Source organism: Facklamia lactis (genome assembly GCF_015863205.1).
Classification (GTDB): Bacteria; Bacillota; Bacilli; order Lactobacillales; family Aerococcaceae; genus Facklamia; species Facklamia lactis.
This window is the reverse complement of the sequence record NZ_JACBXQ010000006.1, coordinates 117,282-142,324: the sequence shown is the minus strand read 5'-3', so window position 1 is coordinate 142,324 and position 25,043 is coordinate 117,282. Positions and strand designations below refer to the sequence as shown.

The window sequence follows — 25,043 nt, the reverse complement described above, 5'->3', positions numbered from 1 at the left end:
TAATTTTATTGTTTATTGAGAAACCAATTCACTTTGAGAATCGGTTTCTTTTTTTAGATGTGAAAATGGATGATTAAAAGAATAATCTTTACATTCATTTGATAGGTCAATTAAGTCTAATAAATAATAATAAATAAAGTGGATATTTACCCTGTATTATTACAGAAATCTAAGTATAATATAATTGAAACGCTTACAAATTAATTATAAATATATATGATTTTTTTATGAAAAACATAAACTATCTAGGGTTACAAGTAAAAATTTGCTATGATAAAGAAGTTAATGTTAAAGAGGAGGACTTCGATGCATAAAAAGAGAGGTTTTGAAATTATATCAAGTTATCAAGACCACGATATAGAGTTACCAAAACGACAAACTAGATTATCGGCCGGTTATGATCTTGCTGCAGCAGAAACGGTCGTCTTGCCTTCTTATTGGGAAAAATTGTTGGTCTATTTTTTGAAAAAAATAGGAGTTAAAGCCCTTATTTCTGATGAAAAAGCTCTAGAAGACGCATATGATGACCAAATCTGGCATGCTACATTAGTTCCGACAGGATTAAAAGCATACATGCAAGAAGATGAATATTTAAAAATTGTGAACCGTTCTTCTGGATCTTATCGTCATTTTACAAGTTTACCGAATGGTATTGGTATTATTGATGCAGATTATTATGGTAATCCGAATAACGAAGGACATATTTATGTTCAATTAATTAATTATGGGATTAAGAGTAGAACCATCAAAAAAGGAGAACGGATAGCTCAAGCTATTTTTACTAAATATTTATTAATGGATAACGATCAAGCATCTCAAGATATAAGAGTGGGTGGTTTTGGTTCCTCAGATCAAGAGAATGTTCAAGAAAATGGAGTCGAGTAATGGCAAAGATGAAAACAATGTATGAGTGCCTAGCCTGTGGTTATGAAACGCCTAAATGGTTAGGAAAATGCCCGAACTGTGGAGCTTGGAATCAAATGGAAGAACAGATCGCGCCAACCGTTTTATCTCAGAATTCGATTTCTGTCACAACTTCAGGGAATCATCAAAACGGTAAGGCATATAAGTTAAATCAGATTCCCACTCAAATCGAAAAAAGGTTATCGACAAAATTTGATGAATTTGATCGTGTACTAGGTGGAGGTGTAGTGCCAGGTTCATTAGTTTTAATTGGTGGGGATCCAGGGATTGGTAAATCAACGTTGTTGTTGCAGGTATCAGTGCAGCTAGCTAATCATGAGCAAACCGTTTTATATGTGTCTGGAGAAGAGAGTCTTTCACAGATTAAGTTAAGAGCAGAACGTTTGGAATTACATGGAGATGATTTTTATTTACTGTCAGAAACTGATTTGGCAGTGATTGCACATGAGATTTCGGTGATTAAGCCAGATGTGGTCATTATTGATTCCATTCAAACGATGTCAGTGCCTGATAATCAAGGAACTGTTGGATCCGTTTCACAATTACGAGGGGCAACGAGTGTCTTGATGAGGGCTGCTAAAGACAATCAAATCGCTATCTTTATTGTTGGACATGTTACGAAAGAGGGAAACATAGCAGGTCCTAGAATGCTTGAGCATATGGTGGATTCGGTATTATATTTTGAAGGAGAGCGTCATAATCGTTTTAGAATTCTGCGAGCCGTCAAAAATCGTTTTGGATCGACTAATGAAATTGGGGTTTTTGAAATGCAAGATAGGGGTTTGAAAGAAGTAGTAAATCCTTCTGAACTTTTTCTAGAGGAGAGGTTATCTGGTTCCACTGGATCAACAGTTGTAGCCGCTTTAGAAGGAACGAGAACAATTTTGGCGGAGATTCAATCGTTAATGACCCCTACAGTATATGGAAATGCCAAAAGAACAGCTTCAGGTATTGAGTATCAAAGAGTGTCATTGTTATTAGCAGTAATGGAGAAACATTGTGGCTTACTCGTACAGAATCAGGATGCTTTCTTTAAAACAACGGGTGGAGTTCGATTAGATGAGCCTGCGATTGATTTAGCGATTGCAGTAAGTATAGCGTCAAGTTACTGGAATCGAGAAACTAGAGTGGATGATGTTTTTATGGGGGAGATTGGACTCACTGGTGAGATTCGGCGGGTTTCTCAAATCGAAGATCGGTTAAAAGAAGCTAATAAACTTGGGTTTAAACGGGCTTTTATTCCGTATAATAATTTAAAAGGCTTAAATGACCTTGCATTACAACTTGAAATTATCCCGGTTAAAACTATTCAAAATGCAATTCGATTAATTTTTCCAAAATAAACAAAATTTTATTTAAAGGAGGTGATACAATGATAAAAAAGATAACAATATTGATTGCAGTGATTATCGGGTTAAGCTTTGGTTTTACTGTAGGACCGACTCTATGGCGTAGTTTGAATGTATATAATCAACTATTGGCCAATCCATTGTGGAATGCTTTAATTTTTGGTCTTATTTTTACTTTATTCGGTTTTCTTTTGGCACCTGTCATTAAACACTTTATTCAAAGAGTCGTTAAAATCATTGAGAAACAGCCAACTTCCAATTTAATTATCGGAGGAATAGGATTATTGCTTGGAGTCTTAGTGGGGTATTTAATTGCGCTCCCTATTGCTTCTTTGAATATTATTATTCTTTCCTCTATTCTTCCGCTTATTTTATCTCTTTCTGGGGGCTTAATAGGCTATCAGGTTACTATGAATCGGCGAGACGAAATTTTAAGTTTTTTCTCTAAATCTAACCAAAAAGTCGCTAAAAATAATAATGAGACTATCGTTCACAGTATAAAAGAAGATCAGCATGAACAAGTAGTGGCAAGTTCTTATAAAATTCTTGATACAAGTGTTATCATTGACGGAAGGATTGCAGATATTTTAAAAACAGGATTCTTAGAAGGTATTTTAATTGTTCCTCATTTTGTTCTTGCTGAATTACAACATATTGCAGATTCCTCCGATTCTTTAAAGAGAACAAAAGGTCGCAGAGGTTTGGATATATTGAATGGGTTGCAGAAAGAAAAAGCCGTGAATATTCAAATATTCGAGGGAGATTATGAGGATGTTCCAGAGGTTGATGCAAAACTCGTTAGATTAGCTAAAGAATTACAAGGATCACTCATCACTAATGATTATAATTTAAATAAAGTGAGTGAATTTCAAAATGTGCCGGTTCTTAATATTAATGAATTAGCAAATGCGGTAAAACCTGCCTTAATTCCGGGTGAAGATTTACGTGTTCAGATATTGAAATCCGGTACAGAACGTCGCCAAGGTGTAGCATATTTAGATGATGGCACAATGGTAGTTGTTGAAGAAGGACTAGATCATATGAATGAATGGCTAAATGTAACTGTTACTTCTTCCTTACAGACAGCTGCAGGACGAATGATCTTTGCTAAAATTATTGACTAAGAACAGCAATTGAATCAGTATATTTAAAGCGTTACAATAGAGTAGGTAATGACTAGACTATGATTAAAGGAGATTGTATTTGATGAGTGATAAGATTCGTGTGCGTTATGCCCCAAGTCCAACAGGTGAATTGCATATAGGGAATGCTCGGACTGCTTTATTTAATTATTTATTTGCCCGTTCACAAGGTGGGGAATTTATCATACGTACTGAAGATACAGATACTAAACGTAATATTGAACGTGGGGAACAAAGTCAACTAGATAATTTAACTTGGCTTGGAATTGATTGGGATGAATCAGCGGTCAATCCAGGAGAATATGGACCATACCGCCAATCAGAGCGATTATCTATTTATCAGCCTTTAATTGATAGTTTGATCGAAAAAAATCTTGCATATAAGTGCTATATGACTGAAGAAGAATTAGAAGCTGAACGAGAGGAACAAAAGGCTAGAGGTGAAATGCCTCATTATGGTGGGCAACACGCTCATTTAACGAAGGAAGAGCAGGATGCATTTGAGGCTGAAGGTAGAAAGGCAGCGATACGCTTTAGAGTACCTAAAGATGTGACGTATCAATTTAACGATATTGTTAAGGGGCCTGTTACTTTTGAATCAAAAAATATATCAGGTGATTGGGTGATTCAGAAGAAAGATGGGATGCCCACATATAATTTTGCTGTAGCGGTTGATGACCATTACATGAAGATTAGCCATGTGCTTCGAGGAGATGACCATATCGCCAATACTCCAAAGCAAATGATGATATATGATGCTTTCGGATGGGATTATCCAGAATTTGGGCACATGACTCTAATTATTAATGCAGAGACTAATAAGAAACTTTCTAAACGCGATGGTGGAATTTTACAATTTATAGAGCAATATCGTAATCTCGGCTATCTGCCAGAAGCGATGTTTAATTTTATTGCACTATTAGGGTGGTCACCTAAAGGTGAGGAAGAGATCTTTTTACCAGTTGAATTAATTGAACAATTTGATCCAGATCGATTATCAACTTCCCCTGCTTCTTTCGATAAAAAGAAACTAGAGTGGATTAACAATACTTACATGAAAGCAGCTGATTTGGACAAGGTAGTAGAGCTTGCATTACCTCATTTGCAGGAAGCAGGTAAAGTAAGTACTTCACCGAATCAGTCTGAATTGAGCTGGGTTCGAAAATTAGTGAGTTTATACCACGATCAAATCTCTTATGGTGCGGAAATTGTTGAGGCTTCTTCTTTATTCTTTAATGATACGTTGGTGTTGAGTGAGGAAGCTAAAGAAATTTTAGCTGATGAGACAGCACCGGTTGTTATTGAAGCAATGCTGGATAAATTGACCATTTTATCAAATGATGACTTTATGAGCGAAAATATCAAGCCCTTGACGAAGCAAATTCAAAAAGCTACTGGTATTAAAGGGAAAAAGCTATTTATGCCAATCCGTATTGCGGTTTCAGGTCAAATGCATGGCCCTGAGCTACCGGAAATGATTGAAGTATTAGGTCGAGATAAAGCGATTAATCACATTAAACAAGTGCTTGATCAAATCTAAAAATATTAATCGTATTAGAATAATAGAGATACTATTTTCTGTTCTTTGTTATTCTAGTACGATTTTTTTATATTAGAAGAAGAATCACATATACTAACAATTTATGAGTCTCTTTTTAATTTAATGTTAATTTTATTAAAAAGAGCTTCCTTTTATTTGTAAAATATGCCATAATAATATTCGGAAAGCGCTTTCGGTTATACTAATGTTATGGAAGGAAGAAAAATATGTCAAAAAGGAAAATAACAATCGGATTAGTTCCCCGTTTAATTATTGCAATAATTATCGGGATTATTATAGGTCAATTATCATTTATACCTGAATGGTTTATTAGAATTTTAGTGACATTGTCGTCTTTATTTAGTTCATTCTTAAGCTTCTTTATTCCTTTGATGATCATTGGATTAGTTACTAAAGGAATTGCTGATTTGACGGATGGAGCAGGTAAGTTGTTAGGAATTACAGCTTTAACCTCTTACATTTCAACTTTAATTGGAGGAACCATTGCTTATTTTGTAGCAATTAATTTATTTCCAAGTTTTATTACAGTTGATTTAGTAGAGAAAATCACCGAAGCAGGTGGAGGAGTTGAGCCACTTTTTACAATTCCGTTGGAGCCTTTTATTGATGTAACGGCTGCAATTGTATTAGCATTTATGATGGGGTTATCAATTTCGTGGTTACGTGGGATTGGATCAGGAGAAATTTTATATAAAGGAATTGATGAATTTGAAAAGATAATTGTTAAAGTTCTTGAAGTGGTCATTGTTCCTTTATTACCATTTTATATCTTAGGAAACTTTGCAAATATGTCTCGTTCAGGTTCAGTATTTGCGGTTCTTTCAATTTTCTGGAAAGTTTTCCTAGTTGTAATTATCATGCATATCTTATATATATCTTTAATGTTCATTGTGTTTGGGACTTACGCAGGGAAGAATCCATTTGCTTTAATAAAAAATCAGATTCCTGGTTATATGACAGCTGTGGGAACCCAATCTTCGGCTGCAACAATTCCTGTTAATATTGAATGTGCAATGAATAATGGAGTTTCAGAACAAATTCGTAATTTTGTTGTTCCTTTATGTGCTACAATCCATTTAGCTGGTTCGATGATTACAATTACATCTTGTTCTACAGCATTGTTGTTAATGTATGATTTACCACATGGATATGGAATGATTCTTGGATTTATTGCTATGTTGGGAATTGCAATGGTTGCAGCACCAGGAGCTCCGGGTGGAGCGATTATGTCTGCTCTTCCTTTCTTGCCGATGGTTGGAATTGCAACGGATGCCATGCAGCAATTAATGATCAGTTTATATTTAACTCAAGATTCTTTTGGTACAGCAGCGAATGTTTCAGGTGATAACGCGATTGCCGTTTTCATTGATAAGATATACCAAGATAAAATTATAAATAAATAATTTAGTAAACCAGCCCTCTAGGAATATTATAGAGGGCTTTTTTTGTCTCTTGAGTTAATAGAAAAAAATGTCATAATATAATTATTAAATTAAAGGAGGACGCGTATGTATTTTGTTGATAATGGTGATAATTATGATGCAAGTGTTAATATTGCTCTAGAGACTTATTTAGTTGAAAATCGTTTAGTTGATGAGCCTATTTTGCTATTCTATATTAACTCTCCATCCATCATAATTGGTCGTAATCAGAATACGTTTGAAGAGATCAATCAACCCTATGTGGAGGAAAAAGATATAACGGTTGTACGAAGAATGTCAGGTGGGGGAGCCGTTTATCATGATTTAGGAAACTTTTCATTTTGTTTTATCAAAGATGATGATGGATCTTTTCGTGATTTCAAAGCATTTACTCAACCAGTGATAGAGGCTTTACATAAGATGGGTGCCCGAACTGCTGAATTGCTTGGCCGAAATGATTTGTTAGTAGATGGCAAAAAGTTTTCAGGGAATGCAATGTATGCAAAAAATGGACGTATGACTGCTCATGGAACGATTTTATTTGACTCAGATTTAGACGAAGTTAACAATGCCTTAAAACCAAACAAAGCAAAATTTGAATCAAAAGGTGTCAAATCTGTTCGGTCACGCGTGACAAATTTGAAACCTTATGTGGATGATGAATATAAAGATATGACAACAGAAGAGTTTCGAGATAAATTATTATTGGAAATTTTTAAAGTTGACAAGCGTGAAAATGTCAAAGAATATCATTTGACAGAGGAAGATTGGAAAGCCGTATACAAAATTCGGGAAGAACGTTTTGGTAATTGGGACTGGAATTATGGTCATTCGCCTAAGTTCGATATCAAAGTTGCTAAAAAATTTCCATTTGGTTTTGTTGATATGCGCTTTAAAACGCATAAAGTAATGATTGAAGACGTTAAAATTTATGGGGATTTCTTTGGTCTGGGAGAAATCGAAGATGTGGAAAATGCCTTAAGAGGTGTAAAATTTGAGAAAAATGCTGTCAAAGAGGTTTTGACAAACATTAATTTAAAACAATATTTGGGCGATGTGACCGCTGAAGAGCTTGTAGAGTTGATCTTCTCATAAAGGCTAATCAAAAAAATAAAAAAAGGTAGGTTTTAAACCTACCTTTTTTATACTATTTAATAGAGTCCAGCACCTTTACCAGATAAATCGATATAAATATTTTTTGTTTGCGTATAGGCATCTAAAATCATTTTATGAGTTTCGCGGCCAATACCTGAATTTTTGTAGCCACCAAAAGGCGCGCCAGCCTCAAATTGTGTGTAGGTGTTGACCCATACACGCCCTGTTCTAACTTCTCGTGCTACTTTGAAAGCTGTGTTAAGATCAGATGTCCATACTCCACCACCGAGTCCATATTCATTATCATTGGCCATTTGAATTACGTCATCAGCATCTTTAAATTTGATAATGGTACCTACTGGACCAAATATTTCCTCTTGTGCTACTTGCATCTCATTTGTGGCTTCTAGTAGGGTTGGTTGGAAGAAAGCTCCCTTAGCTAATGGCCCTTCCTGATATCTTTCGCCACCAATAAGAATTTTAGCTCCTTCCTCTTGTCCAATTTTAATATATTTTTCGATTGTTTCAATTTGCTTCTCATTGATTTGAGCTCCCATTTGCGTTTCTTTTTCAATTGGGTTACCAACTTTAACCTCTTTAAAAGCTGTAATTATTTTTTCCATAAATTGGTCATAGAAGCTTTCTTGGACAAATATTCTTGAACCTGCAGAGCACACTTGCCCCTGATTAAACAAGATACCTAATTGCACTCCTTCAATTGCTTTCTCAATATCACAATCTTCAAAGAATATATTGGCTGATTTTCCACCTAACTCTAAGGTTGCAGGGATTAGATTTTCAGCGGCAGAAATCCCTATTCCTCTTCCGACTTCAGTTGATCCGGTGAATGCAATCTTATCAATTCCTTTATGATGCTGTAAGTAATCGCCTGATTTGGACCCTCTTCCTGTTACGAGATTAAAGACACCTTTTGGTACTATTTCATGTAAAATTTTAGTTAATTCAAGAATTGAAAGAGAGGTTGAAGAAGATGGGCTAAAAACGATTGTATTTCCAGCTGCTAAAGCTGGGGCAATTTTCCAAGCGGCCATTAGAAAGGGAAAATTCCAAGGAACTATTTGAGCGACTACTCCAATTGGTTCTCTAAGAATCATCGACATGGTCTGATTGTCTAACAGTTTAACCTGATCCTCTTCGCCTCGAATGACCCCAGCAAAATATCGGAAGTGGTCAATCGCTAAGGGGATATCGGCTCCTAATGTTTCTCGAATAGGTTTACCATTATCTAAACTTTCAATCTGAGCAAAACGTTCAGCATTCTCTTCGATACGATCTGCAATCGCTAATAAAATAGAGCTTCTCTCCTTAACACTTGTTATACTCCAAGTGCTAAAAGCTTTTCTTGCGGCTTCGACCGCTTGATCAACATCCTCATTCGTTGCATCTATAAATTGTGATAACTCTTCATGGGTAGCGGGATTATAGGCAGTGATATAATCTTGTCCCGTCCCCTCAGTCCAATTACCATCAATATATAAAGGATATTTGTCATCTATAATTTGTCGAATGTTCACTATATCAATCCCTTCTTAAGAATAGTTAATGATATTATAATGAATCTTTCATTTTTTTGAAAGCGCTTTGCTTAAGGCCTTTAAATTTTAGGGGAAGGGTGTAGATAAAAGGATCACCTCCGGCGGAAAGCCACGCTTAATGAAATTGATTAAGCGGTTTGCTATTAAATTGTTTCCTCTATAAAAAGATAATAAGTCTTGATGAGAGGCGGAAGCTGTGCCCTGATCAAGACTTAGTGTATTATAATTTATTAACTTGTTAGCATGAGAAGCAAATGGGGTAAATAGAAGCTGCTTATTTTTCATCATAAGATCCTCCTTAAATTAACTATAAATACCAACTTGTTACATTTTTAATATACCAAAGATTTATTAAAAGGTCTTGTAATAACACTTTTTTCGACCATAATTCGAAAGCTCTGCTAAATGATGCTATAATAAAGCACAAGTTATTTGAAGAAAGAAGGTCGAGTATGGCACTTAGTATTTTTAATACCTTAACCCGTCAGAAAGAAGAGTTTATCCCTCAGCAAGCAGGAAAAGTTAATTTCTATGTCTGTGGACCGACTGTATATAATTATATTCATATAGGGAATGCACGTTCAGCTGTTGCGTTTGATATTATTCGCCGATATTTAGAATATAGAGGCTATGAAGTGAATTATGTAAGTAATTTCACAGATGTGGATGATAAGATCATTAAAGCTGCCAAAGAAGAAAAGCTTACGCCTAAAATGCTATCTGATAAATATATTGCTGCTTATCAAGAGGATACGCAGGCGATTAATGTCAAGCCTGCTAATATTCATCCGAGAGTTATGGATAATATTCCAGAAATTATTCAATATATCAAAGTCCTGATTGAAAAAGGTTATGCTTATGAAAGCCAAGGTGATGTTTATTTTCGTACGGACAAATTTGAAACCTACGGTAAATTGTCTGATCAATCGATAGCAGACTTACGTCAAGGAGCAAGTCAACGATTAAATGATGAAGAAAACCAACGTAAAGAGAGTCCTTTAGATTTTGCGCTTTGGAAAGCGACGAAGGATCAGAATGAAATTTCGTGGGAATCTCCTTGGGGTTTTGGGAGACCCGGTTGGCATATTGAGTGTTCTGTGATGTCAACCAAGTATTTAGGCGAAGTACTCGATATTCATGGAGGAGGACAAGATTTACAATTTCCCCATCATGAGAATGAAATTGCACAATCAGAAGCGCATTCGGACCATATTTTTGCTAATTACTGGATGCATAATGGCTTTGTGACTTATGGAGAAACCGATGAGAAAATGTCCAAATCATTGGGTAATTTTGTTTTGCTACGAGACTTATTAGAAGAAACTGATCCAATGGTTGTACGATACTTACTTTCAACCGTTCATTATCGCCGTCCGCTACGTTATGACCGCAATGCCTTAATAAATGCGGAACAATCTGTTAGTCGATTGAAAGAAGTATTAAGACGTTTGAGTAATCGAAAAGCACACTTAAAGGAAGATTCAGAATTTAATGATTTATCTCTTCACGTCATAAAAGAATTTGAAATGCAAAAGATGGTCTTTGAAGAAGCAATGGATGACGACTTTAATGCTGCTAATGGTATGACAGCTATATTTGAAATGGTAAAAATAGCGAACCGATATTTGGATTCTTCAGAGGTAGAAAGAAATATTCTAGATCGATTTTACTTGGAAATAGTAAAATTATTAGATATTTTTGGATTAGATTTAGAAGATAATGAGGTTCTAGATGCTGAAGTTGAAGCGATGATAGAGGAACGCAATCAGGCTAGAAAAAATAAAGATTTTGCTAGAGCAGATGAAATAAGAGAACAATTAAAAGCTCAAAATATCTTACTAGATGACACACCGCAAGGCACTACGTGGAAGAGAGGTTAAAGAGTGTCAGAAGAAAAAAAGATCAATAGGACTCCTTTCACTTTACTAAATGGAGCAGCACTCGCTTATCTGGGTGATGCTGTATATGAAACGGCTATTCGTCAACATGTTATTCAACAAGGTTTTACTCAAGTTAATAAATTACATAAGGCAGCTGTAAAATATGTGTCTGCTGAAGGACAAGCGCGAGTTATTCAAAGTTGGATCAAAAGGGATGATTTTCTGACTGAAGCGGAGATAGCGATTTATAAACGAGGAAGAAATCATAAAGCAAATACAAAGGCAAAAAATGCTTCTATTGGGGAATATAGACAAGCTACAGGTTTTGAAGCCATCTTGGGTTGGCTCCATATCACTAATCAAGAAGAACGTATTGCTATGCTTATTAAATATGCGATTGATTACATTGATCATGGGAGTGAAGAATAGTGCCGAAGAGAGTTAAACATCAAAAAGGTAAATTTGCTGAAAAACAAATTTTAAATCACGAAAAAAGAGATAACATTGAATTCAATGATGAGTTTATTTATGGTAAGCATAGTGTTTTAAGTTATCTGTCTTCTGGTAAACAGGTAAATAAACTTTTTTTGCAAAAAGGGCTTGCTGGTGAACAAATTGGGAGTATAATGGATTTGGTTCGGCGGAATGGAATCGTTTTCCAAGAAGTGCCTAAAAGTAAGCTGGATGAAATGTCAGATGGAGGGAACCACCAAGGAGTAGTGGTAGCAACACCACCTTTTGAATATTCTCAACTTGAGGATGCATTTAATCTTGCTAGAAGTCAAGATGAGGATTTGTTTTTAATCATTTTAGATGGTATTGAAGATCCACATAATTTAGGTTCAATTATTCGGACTGCAGATGCAGTCGGAGTCCATGGCATCATTATTCCTAAAAGAAGGGCTGTGGGCTTAACCAATGTAGTAGCTAAAACATCGACCGGAGCTATTGAACATGTTCCGATCATAAGAGTGACTAATCTTTCGCAAACAATCCAAAAGCTTCAGAGTGAAGGGGTTTGGGTCTTCGCAACCGATATGATTGGAGAGGATATGAGGAAGTGGAATAGTTCAGGTCCTTTAGCGCTTGTGATAGGAAATGAAGGTCAAGGCGTTTCAGATTTAGTGGCTAAGACAGCGGATGGAAAGGTTACAATTCCAATGATAGGTCATGTACAAAGCTTGAATGCTTCAGTGGCTGCAGCTGTGCTGATGTATGAAGTGGCTAGAAATCGTTTGAAGTAAGGCAGGTGATATAGTGAAATACAAGCGTCGAGAAATATTGTTTGTGGATGGATATAATATGATCGGGGCTTGGCCAGAGCTAGCCCAACTTCAGAAAAAAGATGAAATTGCTGAAGCACGAGATCAGCTGTTATTTGCACTTTCTGATTATCGGAAGTATCGAGATATTACGATTATAGTGGTATTTGATGCCCAGTTCGTTCCAGGTATTACGAAAACGTATAACCGATATCATCTGTCAGTTGTTTTTACTCAAGAAGGAGAAACGGCGGATTCCTATATTGAACGAGAAGTAAGTCAATGGATCAGTCCAGTGAATCGAGTAGTTGTGGCAACGAGTGATATGGCCGAACAATGGCTAATTTTTCAACGTGGTGCATTAAGAATGTCTGCGATGGAACTGTTGCTGGAAATTAATTATTCTAAGAAACAGATCCGACAAGAAGTTAAGGATTATTATTCTGCTCGACTTAGAAGGAGAAGTCCATGGGAAGTGGAGCAAATGAGGTTGTTAGATGAATTAAGAGACCAGCTTAATAAGAATGAATAAATGAAGGAGATGGAGCAAGAAATGGAAAAATTTGATCATTATACTAATGAAATGCTGATTCTAGCATTGCAAAAAGATATTCACAATGAAATAATTTTTCGATTACTGGTTCAGCGCTTTATGCCGTTATTTAAAAAAGTTGCCTATTCTGTAACAATTGAGGGTTGTTCGCCTGAGGACATTATACAAGAGGGAATGTTACAGCTATATTTATCTATTCAACGATTTGACCCTAAGATGGGACCTTACTTTGCGCCTTATTTTGCTTGTGTTTATCGAAACTATGTTTATAACTTAATCCGTGCGGATAAGCGACGAAAAAAAGGAAATGAATGGATAGAGTCTTCTTTTCAACACGAAAGTATGTCAGAAGCAGCAAAAAATGCAAAAAATACTTCTATCTGTTCAAATTATCAGATGCAGGAATCCCCAGAAGCACAATTTATTGTTCAAGAAGACTCTCAGCATTTTGTAGAAAGCCTCAGTCCACTTGAATATGAAGTCATGCATTATTATGTAGATGAAAACTTAAAAACACGAGAGATTGCCGAAAGAAAGGGAATGGATAGAAATCAAGTGCGACATGCCATTCGACGAGCAAAAGATAAACTTAAAAAAATTATTAATAATTAATTGAATGGATACTCTGAGATGACTTTCTGTGATATACTACTTCTTGCTCCTTCGGAGCACTATGATTCTTCGGTGGATATAGCCACCCAAAAGTCCTTTGGTCATAGTTATTAATAGAATTTTATTCTATAAAGGAGAATGTATATGAAAAAAGAAAGTCCGTCTGTTTCTACTCTGGCAAAGATTGCATTAGTCGCTAGTCTTTATATTGTGCTAACTCTGATTCTTGGGCCTCTGTCTTTTAAAGTGGGGTTAAGAATTAGTGAGGGTTTAAATTTTTTAGCCTTATATAATAAACGTCATATTTATGGAATAACGTTGGGTGTTTTTATTGTTAATTCTTTTTCTTACGGTGTCTATGATATGATTGTTGGGTCGTTATCAAGTTTTGTTTTTTTGTTTATGGGAGCTTATATCGCAGAGAAGCTGACTCCTTATATCAAGAAACGATGTTCTTATCAGATTAACTCCATGTTGATTCAGTATTTCGTGTTGGGCATTGTTTTCTCACTTTCAATGTTCACGATTGCTTTATTAGTTGTCATGTTAGGGGCAGGTTGGCAGGCTTTTTGGAGTATTTATTTGAGCATGGTTTTAGTGGAAGCCATTAGTTTGCTCGCAGGCGGTAGTCTGATATATATTGTGAGTTTTCGTGTTGATTTAACCAGATAATAAACTGATACAATACGATTAGTATGAGGACTATTAATCGAAAAGGAGTTCTATTACTTTGTGAAATCAACTATACAAATTATAAAAACTTTGATATAGTAAAATTAAATAAATATAAATGCTAAGTAAAGGGGAGCCAGATGGCTGAGAGTGGATTCGATCCTGACCCTCGAACCTGATGACGTTAAGGCGTCCGTAGGAATTACTTTTGTGGGATTACTATGCCCGCCTCTCTTTACTTTGCCAATAAGTAAGGAGATTTTTTTATGGGAAAAAATACAAGAGTTTTGGTAATGGTTCAAGCGGCCATATTTGCAGCTGTTGCAATGGTACTTTCTATGCTACCGACTACGATCGGGACATCTTTAACAATTTCGTTGGGAATGGTTCCCTTGACAATTACTTCATTACGAGCGGGTACAAAAGCTGGTTTACTAGCCGGACTTATCTGGGGGTTATTACATTTTGTAACCGGTAATGTTATGATACTCGGAGCTTTACAAGCTTTTATTGAATATATTATTGCTTTTGTGTTTGCGGGCTTTGCAGGATTAATAGCTGATAAATTTCATTCAAGTTCAAAAAGAAAACCATTGTATCTGATATTATCAGTTTTAATTGGAACCTTTGCTCGTTTCTTTTGGCATTTTATAGCAGGTGTTGTATATTGGGGCGAATATGCACCAGAAGGATGGTCGCCACTTTATTTTTCATTTGTGATGAACGGAGCCAGCGCACTTCTTACTGCAATTATTTCGGCGCTTGTTCTAGTGATTATTTATGCGGTGGCACCTATCATTTTTAAAGAGGATACAATAAAGCCCTCTAATATTTAAAGAAATATCGATTATTTATTGATTTATTTAATGGATCATTGTATAATATTTTTTGTTGTATTTTATTCAGCAAAGACTCGTTAGCTCAGTCGGTAGAGCAACTGACTTTTAATCAGTGGGTCGCAGGTTCGAATCCTGCACGGGTCAGTATTTTAAGCATCATATCCTTTGGGATGTGATGCTTTTTTTTATAACAATTTATTTATAAATCATAAAAATATTAAATGATTTGACAAAAAATAAATCCCGGTGTAGAATTTTGATTATCAAATAGTTTGATGTTCAAACAAACAAAATTGAGGTGATGCTTTGGAAAAAGACCTTCTTAGGGAAATCAATTTGTACCTAGTAGATATTTTTAATCAGGTACTGATTATTGAAGAAAGTTCTCTTCAATCGAGTGATTTTTCAGATTTATCGGTCAAAGAAATGCATACTATTGAAGCAATTGGACTGTTCGGCAATACAACATCTGGAGTAGCTAAAAAGCTGAGAGTGACTGCTGGAACCGTGTCTGTTTCAATTCGTAATCTTGTAAAAAAAGATTATGTTATCAGAGAGGCTGATCCAAAAGATCGAAGAGTGATAACATTAAGGCTGACAAAAAAGGGAAAACTACTTTATCGATTGCATGCTAAATTCCATCATAAAATGGTCGAACGATCCATTACTGGAATGAAAAATGAAGAAGCAACTGTTTTAATTAAAGGGTTGCAAAATTTATATAGCTTCCTACAAGAAATAGACCTTCAAGCTGAAGAGGAGCTTCAATAATGGGGCATATTATACAGACTGGTTCTTTCTTACCAGGTAACAAAATAACTAATGATAAGTTGATTCAACGAACTCAGATAGATTCTAATGATGATTGGATTCAGCAACGAACGGGAATCAAAAGTCGTTATTGGGCTGAAGAAAGTCTCATTAGTTTGGGAATTAATGCGGCTAAAAAGATTGTTCAGTCAAGCCAGCTTTCTGATATAAAATTAGTGGTTGTAGCCTCTATGTCGTCTTATTTACCGACCCCTTCTCTTGCTAATCAATTGATTGCGGCAATAGGTGCTGAGAACGCTTGGGGGTTTGATATTAATGGAGCCTGTAGTGGTTTTGTCATGGCTTTAGAAGTAGCTAACGCATTATCACAGCAGTATACGGAAGGTTATACTCTTGTCTTAGGAATTGAAAAAATGAGTCAAATCCTTAATCCCGATGATCGATCCACAATTATATTGTTCGGCGATGGGGCGGGGGGTTTGCTAATTGAAAATAATGGCAAAGCTTTACCCGAATTTTGTAGTCAACAATTGGCACAAGCAGATTCTGAAAGAGCCATTACTGTAGATGTAAGTTATTGCCAAAATAATGCTGTTATGGAAATGAAAGGTCGCGAAGTTTTTAATTTTGTCATGCGACAAGTGATTCCAACTTTGAAAGATTTTATAGAAGAACATCAACTTAGTTTTGACTATTTGATTGCTCATCAAGCGAACCAACGATTGTTAGATTTGATGGAGCAGAAGCTGTCTATCGAGAAAGAAAAAATCCCTTCTAATATAGCAAGTGTTGCCAATTTATCAGCAGCTAGTATTCCTGTTTTATTAGATAAACTTGTTCAAGAAAAGAAAGTTCGTTTAGAGGGAAAACAACAGGTTGTTCTTACAGGCTTTGGTGCAGGACTCGCCTGGGGACACCAATCATTTAAATTATAAAAATTTGGAGGAAAATATGATGTCAACATTTGAAACAATTAAAGGAATTATCGTAGAGGAATTAGGAGTAGAAGCAGATAAAATTTTATTGGAAACAAACTTTGAAAATGATCTGGATGCGGATAGTTTAGACTTGTTCCAAGTGATCAATGAGATTGAAGATGAGTTAGATATCACAATTGATACCGATGAGAATATCCAAACGGTATCAGATCTTGTCAACTATATTGAAGCACAAAAATAGTTAATCGCAATGAAAAGGAAATAATAATGAAAACACCTATTACAGAACTATTAGGAATTAAATATCCAATTGTTCAAGGTGCGATGGCTTGGGTGGCAGATGCTGATCTAGCTTCTGCTGTTTCAAATGCCGGAGGCTTGGGAGTCGTTGGAACAGGTCATGATCCAGTTGAACGTGTAAAGGATAAAATTGAAGCAATGTTTGCTAGAACAGATCAACCTTTTGCAGTAAATGTTATGCTACTGAATCCACATGTTGAAGAAGTAGTTGATTATTTGCTGAGCTCTGGTATAAAAATTATTACAACTGGGGCAGGAAATCCTGGGAAATACATGCAGCGTTTTAAAGAGCATGGGATATCGGTGATTCCAGTAGTGGCGTCAGTAGCTTTGGCCAAAAGAATGGAGCGTATAGGTGTTTCTGCTGTAATTATTGAAGGTATGGAAGCGGGAGGACATATTGGGAAGACCACCACACTTGCCTTATTACCGCAAGTAGTAGATGCTGTCTCAATCCCCGTCATTGCTGCTGGTGGAATTGGCGATGGTCGCGCAATGGCCGCCGCAATGATGTTAGGTGCTTCTGCTGTTCAAATAGGAACCCGATTTGTGGTGGCTCATGAATCGAATGCCCATCAAAATTTTAAGCGAGCTATTCTAAAAGCTTCAGATGTAGATACAGTGATTACAGGTCATATTACAGGGCACCCTGTTAGAGTGTTGCGTAATCGTTTAACCAAAACATATCTACAAGCTGAGAAGGAAGAAACAAGTAAAGTCTCCCCAGATCTAGAGCGTTTAGCCGAATTAGGTAAAGGGGCGTTACGTAAGGCGGTTGTTGAAGGAGATGTGGACGGGGGTTCGATGATGGCCGGCCAGATAGCAGGTTTAATTAATGAAGAGGCCTCAGTAGCGGAGACGATCCAGTTTTATATGGCAGGTTGTAAAGAAGCAATGAGTGATTGTTATTTAAAATATATTGCTGATTAATAAATTGGAGGACGTGTATGTCTTTAGGAATTATTTTTAATGGTCAAGGAGCACATTATCCGGGAATGGGGCTTGATTTTATACAAGAATATCCTGAAAGCTTGAGGGTTGTTGAGAAAGCTCAAGTCATTAGTCAATTGCCTTTAATCAATTGGCTGAAGGAAGGTGGTAATGTACTTTCCGAAACTAGAAATGCTCAACCTGCGATAGCAAGTGTCTCCATGGCTATTTATCAAGCAATTAGACCTCAACTGCCAGCCGTTTCTTATATGGCTGGTTTAAGTTTAGGTGAATATAGTGCTTTAATGGCTAGTGGAATGCTGACCTTTGAACAGGGAATTGATCTGCTTGTTAAGCGAGGAGAACTAATGTCTGCACATTGTTCAAAGATAGCAGAAAGCTATCCAAGTGGCTTAGTCGCAGTTGTGGGTATAAAGTCAGAGCTAGTGCAGAGACTTGTGGATCACACAGAATGTGATGAATTGTGGTTAGCAAATTTCAATGCTGCTACACAAACTGTTGTAGCGGGTAGTCAGAAGCATTTAAAGGTATTGAGAAAAGTGGCTAAAAAAACAGGTATTAAAGGGGTTATTCCTTTAAAGGTTGAGGGACCATTTCATTCTCCGCTGATGGCTCCAATACAGAATGAATATCACGAAATACTCCAAACCTATCACTTTGAATCATCTCAAATTCCAGTGATATCCAATACAGATTTATCTATTCACCAACCTGATAAAGTAAAAAAACTTTTGACACAGCATTTAGTGTCTCCTGTGCAATGGAAACAAACGATTGATTTAATGATCAGTAAAGGAATTACCCATTTGATACAAATTGGTCCAGGAGATACTTTAGTTAAAATGCTGAGCCGTGATCGAGTATCTATCAATACTCTGACAGTTGATAAAATTGAGGATGTAGCAAAAATCAAAGCATTTATACAAGAGGAGCAATCAAAATGAGTTTAGTTTGTTTGGTAACAGGATCCGCTCGTGGGATCGGTCTAGCGATTGCGAAGTCTTTAGCTAAACAGGGTCATCAAGTAGTGATGAACGGACTTCAACCTATTGAGTCATCTGTTAAAGAAGAATTTAAAGATGCAGAAAAAACGATAGACTACTTAATAGGGGATGTTAGTAATTATGATGAAGCAGAAAAAATGATAAATTTGGTACATGAAAAATACGGACGGTTAGATCTTTTGGTTAACAATGCGGGAATTACCCGAGATGGATTGTTTGTAAAGATGACTCCCGAGGATTTTGACAGTGTTGTCAAAACAAATTTATATGGAAGCTTTAATATGGCTAAGCACGCAGCAAAGAAAATGATTAAGCAAAAATCAGGCTTAATTATTAATATGGCGAGCATTGTTGGCCTCACAGGGAATGCAGGGCAGGCGAACTATGCAGCCTCAAAAGCTGGTATCATTGGAATGACAAAATCATTAGCTAAGGAATTAGCTCCTCGTACTATTCGTGTAAATTGTATTGCCCCAGGTTATATTGAAACAGAAATGACTAATCAATTGAGTGAGAAAGTTAAAAATCAAATGCTTGAATATATACCTTTAAAAAGATTAGGAACCGTTGAGGATATTGTGATCGCGGTTAACTATTTAATATCAAGTTCCTATGTGACAGGACAAGTAATTGAAGTAAACGGCGGCATGAGAATGTAAGGAGATAAGCGAAATGGAAAGAGTTGTTATAACGGGTTTAGGAACCGTTTCACCAATCGGCAATAGTGTGAATGATTTTTGGAAAAGTATGAAAAACAACCAATCAGGAATTGATTTTATCACAAAAATAGATGTTTCTGATTGGGAGGTCAAAGTGGCTGCCGAAGTAAAAGAGTTTGATCCTGAGCCGATTCTTAGTCGAAAAGAAGCGAAAAGAATGGACTGGTTTACTCAATATGGAATTATTGCAGCTCATGAGGCTACCGCAATGGCGGCTTATGATATTAAGGCAAACGCTTCTCGAGTTGGCGTTATTGTGGGGTCTGGAATTGGTGGGATAGTTGAAATTCAAAATGGGATCACTAAAATGTTAGCGAAAGGACATAAGCGGATACCTCCTTTATTTGTTCCGATGACAATTGGAAATATGGCAGCAGGGAATATTTCGATGCAATTAGGAGCGCAAGGATTAAGTTTAGATATTGTTACTGCCTGTGCATCGGCAACAAATTCAATTGGAGAAGCTTTCTTAAAAATTAAGTGTGGTTTACTTGATGCTTGCATTGCTGGCGGAACAGAAGGGACGATCAATGAAATTGGTTTAGGGGGCTTTGCGGCATTAACAGCTCTCTCGACTAACTCTGATCCAGAAACGGCTTCTCGTCCTTTTGATAAAGATCGTGATGGTTTTGTCATGGGAGAAGGGGCAGGAGTCCTTTTTATGGAATCACTAACATCCGCTAAAGCACGAGGTGCCAAAATATTAGCTGAATTGGTGGGATACGGCGCTAATTCAGATGCTTATCATATGACGGCTCCACGTCCAGATGGTTCCGGAGCCGGAGAAGCTATTAAGATGGCACTGAAACAAGCCGAAATTGTTGCAGAAGACATCGATTATATTAATGCTCATGGAACGTCTACTCCCACTAATGATTCTGGCGAAACAGTGGCAATAAAATATGCTTTAGGAGATCATGCTTATCAAATTCCTGTTTCATCTTCTAAGGGCCATTTTGGTCATTTATTAGGAGCTGCAGGGGGTGTAGAGGCTATTGCGGTTATTAAAGCATTGCAAGAAGGTTTTGTACCCGCTACACTAGGTTTAAAAGAGGCTGATCCAGAATGTGATTTGGATTACGTACCTGAACAAGGGCGTCAAGCTGAGTTGAGCTATGCAATGTCTACATCATTAGGATTTGGTGGACATAATGCGGTCTTAATTTTTAAACGCTGGGAGGAATAAGTAGAGTGGATCAGAAAGAATTACTAGAAATAGTAGAAAGAATTGATCAATCAAGTTTAGCATATTTGTCATTCAAACAAGATGGAACAGAGCTTATCTTAGCGAAAGAAGTTCCTCAATTGACGAGTCATTCAGATAATAATGTGGAACCCTATCATACTGAAGAACCGTCTTTAATTCACAATACCAATGGAGAAAAAGAGATTTTTGATGTTGAGGTTCAATCAAGTAATGAGCAAGCAGTCACCTCACCTATTGTTGGAATTGTTTATTTTCAAGCTAAGCCCGGAGAGCCAGCTTTTATTAAAGTAGGAGATCAAGTTGAAGCAGGGCAAACTATTTGTATTGTTGAAGCGATGAAAATGATGAATGAAATACCTGCCCCAATCTCAGGCCAAGTGGTAGAGATATGCGTGGAGAACGAAGAAGTTGTAGAGTATCAACAGGTTCTAGTTCGAATTCAAGCCTAGGAGGATAAAGATGACCGAAGTAATGAAAGAGCCAGTATTGACAGCCCAAGAAGTGATGGAGATTATACCAAATCGTTATCCGATGTTTTTTGTGGATCGTGTAGAGGAATTAATTCCAGAGGAGCGGGTTGTGGCTCGTAAGAATGTAGCCGCAAATGAGTCCTACTTACAAGGACATTTTCCAGGTAATCCGATTATGCCAGGAGTTCTTCAGATTGAAACAATGGCTCAAGTCGGATCGATTCCTTTACTCAAGAGTGATAATTTTAAGGGGAAAATTGCTTTCTTAGCAGCGTTGGATAGAGTAAAATTCCGTAAAAATGTAGTGCCTGGGGATTGTTTAACAGTGACAGTCGATATCGTTAAGCTGAAAAAAAGAATGGGACAAGGACAAGGGGTTATTACTAATCAAAGAGGTGAAGTAGTCTCTGAAGCCTTAATGACCTTTATCATTTCAGATTTAGATCAAGCATAGGAGTGTTAAGATGAGATTCCATAAAGTCTTAGTAGCCAATCGTGGAGAAATTGCGGTTCGAATTATCCGAGCATTACGAGAATTAGGGATTGAGTCAGTGGCCATTTTTAGTGAAGCAGATCGTGAAGCGATGCATACTGAATTGGCAGATGAAGCAATATGTATTGGTCCAGCAAAAAGTCTCGATTCCTATGCAAATCCTGTTGCGATATTGAGTGCTGCAATTGTAACGGGAGTAGATGCGATCCATCCGGGATATGGATTTCTATCGGAGAGATATGATTTTGTGGAAATGTGTCAGCAAGTTGGTATTACCTTTATTGGCCCTAGTTGTGAAGTGATGCGATTAATGGGTAATAAGTATAATGCTCGTCAAACCATGATCGAAGCGGGGGTTCCTGTGACGCCAGGATCTAAAGAACTTATTTATTCTGTAAAAAATGGTAAAGAGTTGGCTGACCAAATCGGCTATCCTGTGATGATTAAAGCTGCTGATGGAGGCGGCGGTAAGGGAATGAGAAGGGTCGATCAGGCTGATGACTTTGAGCGTTTATTTGAACAAGCTCAAAATGAAACTCAGAGTATTTATGGGAATCAAGATATATATATTGAAAAGGTAATTGATGCTGCTAAGCATATTGAAGTGCAGTTATTGGCTGATCACTATGGAAATGTGATCCATCTGGGGGAAAGGGATTGTTCTTTACAAAGAAAGCATCAAAAAGTCATTGAAATAGCTCCTGCCTTATCTGTTGGTGAAGATATTCGGTATCAAATTTGTCAGGCTGCTGTAAAGGCTGCTCAGACAATTGGATATCGAAATGCTGGAACGATAGAGTTTTTACTTGATCAAGCAGGTAACTTCTATTTTATGGAGATGAATACTCGTTTACAAGTAGAACATCCTATCTCAGAGATGATTACGGGAATTGATATTGTCAAAGAGCAAATTAAGATTGCTGCGGATCAAAAATTAGCCTATCAACAGGAGGATATAAAATTTTCAGGGGTATCAATTGAGGCAAGGCTTAATGCCGAAAACCCTTTCACTCACTTTCAACCTTCTAGTGGACAGATTAAGGCTCTTAATTTACCATCAGGAGGGCTAGGATTACGAGTGGAAACAGGTATTTATGCCCCTTCATATTTATCACCTTTTTATGATTCGATGATTGCAAAAATTATTGTTCATCAGCAAACAGAAGAACAGGCTTGGGCACTATTAAATCGAGCGCTGACGGAGTTTGTAATTGAAGGCGTTGAAACGAATGTCGATTTACTTGAGGCACTTGCTCAAGACCCACAAGTTCAACGTGGGGAATTTCATACTCAGTGGCTAGAAAATGATTTTCTAGAACAGTGGTTAGCAGATTTAAAGAAGGGAGACTAGCGGATGGCGTTATTTCGAAAAAATAAATATAAAAATAGTATCCGTTTAAACCCTAGTCAGCCTGATAATTACCAGCAAAGGATCAAACAAATACCTGATGGAGCTACTTTTACATGTCCGGGATGTAAGAAAGCACTAGTAAGAAAGGATCTCCCAGAAGATCGAACTTGTAGAAAATGCCATTATCCTTTACAATTTCCTGCCTATGATCGAATTGACTGGCTATTGGATTCGGAGACTTTTGAAGAATTGGATGCCGAAATAGATTTAGTGAATCCAATCAATTTTCCTGATTATATGGATAAATTGAAAGATAAACAAGAGAATACGGGTTTACAAGAAGCAGTTGTCACGGGATTAGGAAAAATTGCAGGGCAAACAATTGCTGTAGGGGTAATGGATTCCCGTTTTATTATGGCTTCAATGGGCCATATTGTGGGAGAGAAGCTGACTCGTTTATTTGAAAAAGCGATTGAGAAACGATTACCAGTGGTTTTATATATTGCATCGGGCGGAGCTAGAATGCAAGAAGGAATTATCTCTTTAATGCAGATGGCTAAAGTATCTCAAGCTGTAGCCAAGCATGATGCGGCTGGATTATTTTATTTGGCCGTTTTGACGCAGCCTACAACCGGTGGGGTGACCGCTTCTTTTGCTAACCAGGCAGATATTATACTTGCTGAACCAAAGGCAACCATTGGGTTTGCAGGGAAACGGGTTATTGAACAAACAATTCATGCCGAACTGCCGCATGGTTTTCAAGAGAGTGAAACGGTTTTAAAGAATGGTTTCATTGATTCGATTGTTTCACGTGATCTTCAAAAAGAAGTGATTAGGCAATTGTTAACTATTCATTCACTTGACATAAAGGAGGAGGAATAGATGGATGCTTATTCAATTGTATTGCAAGCACGACAATCTGATCGAATTAATGCCAAAGAAATAATTGATCATCTATGTGATTATTTTATCGAATTGCATGGAGACCGTCTCTCAGGTGATGATCAAGCAGTTGTTGGAGGAGTGGGTCTGGTAGAAGATCAAGCGATCACGATTATTGGTATTCAAAAGGGAGAGAATCTTTTCGATAATATGGAGCGTAATTTTGGTATGGCAAGACCAGCTGGATATCGCAAAGCTCAACGATTAATGCGACAAGCTGAGAAGTTCAATCGCCCCATACTAACCCTGATTAATACTGCTGGTGCAGATGCTACTCCTGAATCTGAGAATGCTGGGATTGGTGAAGCCATTGCTGGATCTCTTAAGTTAATGGCTCAGCTGACAGTTCCGACATTAGCTATTATTCTAGGTGAGGGAGGGTCTGGTGGAGCTATTGCATTTGCCTTGTCAGATGAGGTATGGATGTTAGAAAAATCAATTTACTCGATTCTATCTCCTGAAGGTTTTGCGTCAATTCTATGGAAAGATTCCTCACTAGCACCTCAAGCAGCAGAAATTATGAAGTTAACCGCAGAAGATTTACTTGATTTAAAAGTGATTGATCGAATTATACAAGAAAGTGCCCATACTAAGAAACAACTTCTTGAATATTTATCAGTAGAAATCATCAAAAAGTTTTCGTCATTAAAGCAGATCTCCGTACAAGATCGAATTATTAAACGATATGATCGTTTTAGAAAATTTTAAATGTGAATTGCCTTTTATAAACTAGAGGGATTTTAATTTAAATGAAAATAAAATCGAATGAGCAGTAAGAATAAAATATTAAAGAAAGAGGAGTCCTTATTTAAATAAGGGCTCCTCTTTTTAGTTTGCCTTTTAAGAAAATAAAAACTTATTGATGTATATTAATTTATAATAAATTAACATGACAATCTTGTGCAAGTTTTAACTCGCTTCTAATTTATAAAATTTTAAAGTTTTAAAATTCGTATAGTATTAGAATATGATTAGTTTAGCTGTGAAAGCGTTGACAAAACCTTGTGCTAATTGTAACATATGCTTGTTGA

The 25,043-nt window shown here is 36.7% G+C and carries 27 protein-coding genes, 1 tRNA gene and 1 riboswitch; of the genes, 26 read left to right on the top strand and 2 right to left on the bottom strand.

Features of this window, described 5'->3' with window-relative positions; translation table 11 throughout:
• The first annotated feature begins 306 nt into the window (after window positions 1-306).
• From HZY91_RS09980 to lplA, 6 genes are all read left to right on the top strand, one after another.
• Complete coding sequence (locus HZY91_RS09980; protein WP_197116110.1) at window positions 307-885, top strand: dCTP deaminase/dUTPase family protein; 579 nt, start codon at window positions 307-309, stop codon at window positions 883-885.
• The gene (gene radA / locus HZY91_RS09975; protein ID WP_197116109.1) at window positions 885-2,267 is read left to right on the top strand and encodes a DNA repair protein RadA; all 1,383 of its coding nucleotides are present in this window, start codon (window positions 885-887) and stop codon (window positions 2,265-2,267) included. The genes HZY91_RS09980 and radA overlap by 1 nt, the downstream gene beginning before the upstream one ends.
• Before the next feature lie 29 nt (window positions 2,268-2,296).
• Window positions 2,297-3,397 (top strand): PIN/TRAM domain-containing protein, encoded by a 1,101-nt coding sequence (locus HZY91_RS09970; RefSeq protein WP_197116108.1) that lies wholly within the window; start codon window positions 2,297-2,299, stop codon window positions 3,395-3,397.
• Between the two features lie 82 nt (window positions 3,398-3,479).
• Window positions 3,480-4,955: a glutamate--tRNA ligase gene (gene gltX, locus HZY91_RS09965; RefSeq protein WP_197116107.1), complete on the top strand. Its 1,476-nt coding sequence runs from the start codon at window positions 3,480-3,482 to the stop codon at window positions 4,953-4,955.
• Window positions 4,956-5,182: 227 nt separating this feature from the next.
• The gene (locus HZY91_RS09960) at window positions 5,183-6,379 is read left to right on the top strand and encodes a dicarboxylate/amino acid:cation symporter (protein WP_197116106.1); all 1,197 of its coding nucleotides are present in this window, start codon (window positions 5,183-5,185) and stop codon (window positions 6,377-6,379) included.
• Window positions 6,380-6,484: 105 nt separating this feature from the next.
• The gene (gene lplA / locus HZY91_RS09955) at window positions 6,485-7,492 is read left to right on the top strand and encodes a lipoate--protein ligase (protein ID WP_197116105.1); all 1,008 of its coding nucleotides are present in this window, start codon (window positions 6,485-6,487) and stop codon (window positions 7,490-7,492) included.
• Window positions 7,493-7,548: 56 nt separating this feature from the next.
• Here lplA and HZY91_RS09950 read toward each other — a convergent pair whose 3' ends face one another.
• Window positions 7,549-9,027: an aldehyde dehydrogenase family protein gene (locus HZY91_RS09950; protein WP_438940309.1), complete on the bottom strand. Its 1,479-nt coding sequence runs from the start codon at window positions 9,025-9,027 to the stop codon at window positions 7,549-7,551.
• Between the two features lie 87 nt (window positions 9,028-9,114).
• The gene (locus tag HZY91_RS09945; RefSeq protein ID WP_197116104.1) at window positions 9,115-9,333 is read right to left on the bottom strand and encodes a hypothetical protein; all 219 of its coding nucleotides are present in this window, start codon (window positions 9,331-9,333) and stop codon (window positions 9,115-9,117) included.
• 167 nt (window positions 9,334-9,500) lie between these two features.
• On the opposite strand from HZY91_RS09945, the gene cysS reads away from it, so the two are divergent.
• From cysS to accA, 20 genes are all read left to right on the top strand, one after another.
• The gene (gene cysS / locus HZY91_RS09940; RefSeq protein WP_197116103.1) at window positions 9,501-10,928 is read left to right on the top strand and encodes a cysteine--tRNA ligase; all 1,428 of its coding nucleotides are present in this window, start codon (window positions 9,501-9,503) and stop codon (window positions 10,926-10,928) included.
• 3 nt (window positions 10,929-10,931) lie between these two features.
• Window positions 10,932-11,357 carry a Mini-ribonuclease 3 gene (locus tag HZY91_RS09935; protein WP_197116102.1) on the top strand — a complete coding sequence of 142 codons (426 nt, stop codon included), beginning with the start codon at window positions 10,932-10,934 and terminating at the stop codon, window positions 11,355-11,357.
• Between the two features lie 47 nt (window positions 11,358-11,404).
• Complete coding sequence (rlmB, locus tag HZY91_RS09930) at window positions 11,405-12,172, top strand: 23S rRNA (guanosine(2251)-2'-O)-methyltransferase RlmB (RefSeq protein ID WP_438940312.1); 768 nt, start codon at window positions 11,405-11,407, stop codon at window positions 12,170-12,172.
• Window positions 12,173-12,185: 13 nt separating this feature from the next.
• Entirely contained in the window at window positions 12,186-12,722 is a 537-nt protein-coding gene (locus HZY91_RS09925; RefSeq protein ID WP_197116101.1) for an NYN domain-containing protein, read from the top strand.
• Between the two features lie 21 nt (window positions 12,723-12,743).
• Window positions 12,744-13,355, top strand: coding sequence for a sigma-70 family RNA polymerase sigma factor (locus HZY91_RS09920; RefSeq protein WP_197116100.1), 612 nt, complete (start codon window positions 12,744-12,746; stop codon window positions 13,353-13,355).
• Window positions 13,356-13,499: 144 nt separating this feature from the next.
• Entirely contained in the window at window positions 13,500-14,027 is a 528-nt protein-coding gene (locus tag HZY91_RS09915) for a QueT transporter family protein (protein ID WP_197116099.1), read from the top strand.
• A gap of 119 nt (window positions 14,028-14,146) precedes the next feature.
• A riboswitch (TPP riboswitch) is annotated at window positions 14,147-14,246 on the top strand.
• Between the two features lie 47 nt (window positions 14,247-14,293).
• Complete coding sequence (gene thiT, locus HZY91_RS09910) at window positions 14,294-14,863, top strand: energy-coupled thiamine transporter ThiT (RefSeq protein WP_197116098.1); 570 nt, start codon at window positions 14,294-14,296, stop codon at window positions 14,861-14,863.
• 74 nt (window positions 14,864-14,937) lie between these two features.
• A tRNA-Lys gene (locus HZY91_RS09905) sits at window positions 14,938-15,010 on the top strand.
• Between the two features lie 162 nt (window positions 15,011-15,172).
• Entirely contained in the window at window positions 15,173-15,637 is a 465-nt protein-coding gene (locus HZY91_RS09900) for a MarR family winged helix-turn-helix transcriptional regulator (protein WP_197116097.1), read from the top strand.
• Window positions 15,637-16,572, top strand: coding sequence for a beta-ketoacyl-ACP synthase 3 (locus HZY91_RS09895; RefSeq protein WP_197116096.1), 936 nt, complete (start codon window positions 15,637-15,639; stop codon window positions 16,570-16,572). Before HZY91_RS09900 ends, HZY91_RS09895 begins: the two co-directional genes overlap by 1 nt.
• Window positions 16,573-16,591: 19 nt before the next feature.
• Window positions 16,592-16,816, top strand: a complete 225-nt coding sequence (locus tag HZY91_RS09890; RefSeq protein ID WP_197116095.1) for an acyl carrier protein — start codon at window positions 16,592-16,594, stop codon at window positions 16,814-16,816.
• Between the two features lie 23 nt (window positions 16,817-16,839).
• Window positions 16,840-17,805, top strand: a complete 966-nt coding sequence (gene fabK / locus HZY91_RS09885) for an enoyl-[acyl-carrier-protein] reductase FabK (RefSeq protein WP_438940313.1) — start codon at window positions 16,840-16,842, stop codon at window positions 17,803-17,805.
• A gap of 17 nt (window positions 17,806-17,822) precedes the next feature.
• Window positions 17,823-18,770, top strand: a complete 948-nt coding sequence (locus HZY91_RS09880; RefSeq protein ID WP_197116093.1) for an ACP S-malonyltransferase — start codon at window positions 17,823-17,825, stop codon at window positions 18,768-18,770.
• A complete protein-coding gene (gene fabG / locus HZY91_RS09875; protein WP_197116092.1) occupies window positions 18,767-19,489 on the top strand; it encodes a 3-oxoacyl-[acyl-carrier-protein] reductase in 723 nt (240 codons plus the stop codon). Before HZY91_RS09880 ends, fabG begins: the two co-directional genes overlap by 4 nt.
• A gap of 13 nt (window positions 19,490-19,502) precedes the next feature.
• Window positions 19,503-20,735, top strand: coding sequence for a beta-ketoacyl-ACP synthase II (gene fabF, locus HZY91_RS09870; RefSeq protein ID WP_197116091.1), 1,233 nt, complete (start codon window positions 19,503-19,505; stop codon window positions 20,733-20,735).
• A gap of 5 nt (window positions 20,736-20,740) precedes the next feature.
• Window positions 20,741-21,205 (top strand): acetyl-CoA carboxylase biotin carboxyl carrier protein, encoded by a 465-nt coding sequence (gene accB / locus HZY91_RS09865; RefSeq protein ID WP_328752646.1) that lies wholly within the window; start codon window positions 20,741-20,743, stop codon window positions 21,203-21,205.
• Between the two features lie 10 nt (window positions 21,206-21,215).
• On the top strand, window positions 21,216-21,680 hold the full coding sequence (gene fabZ / locus HZY91_RS09860; RefSeq protein WP_197116090.1) for a 3-hydroxyacyl-ACP dehydratase FabZ: 465 nt from the start codon (window positions 21,216-21,218) through the stop codon (window positions 21,678-21,680).
• 10 nt (window positions 21,681-21,690) lie between these two features.
• A complete protein-coding gene (locus HZY91_RS09855; protein WP_197116089.1) occupies window positions 21,691-23,070 on the top strand; it encodes an acetyl-CoA carboxylase biotin carboxylase subunit in 1,380 nt (459 codons plus the stop codon).
• Window positions 23,071-23,073: 3 nt separating this feature from the next.
• Complete coding sequence (locus HZY91_RS09850; RefSeq protein ID WP_197116088.1) at window positions 23,074-23,952, top strand: acetyl-CoA carboxylase carboxyltransferase subunit beta; 879 nt, start codon at window positions 23,074-23,076, stop codon at window positions 23,950-23,952.
• Window positions 23,953-24,720: a carboxyltransferase subunit alpha gene (gene accA / locus HZY91_RS09845; protein WP_197116087.1), complete on the top strand. Its 768-nt coding sequence runs from the start codon at window positions 23,953-23,955 to the stop codon at window positions 24,718-24,720.
• Window positions 24,721-25,043 lie beyond the last annotated feature (323 nt).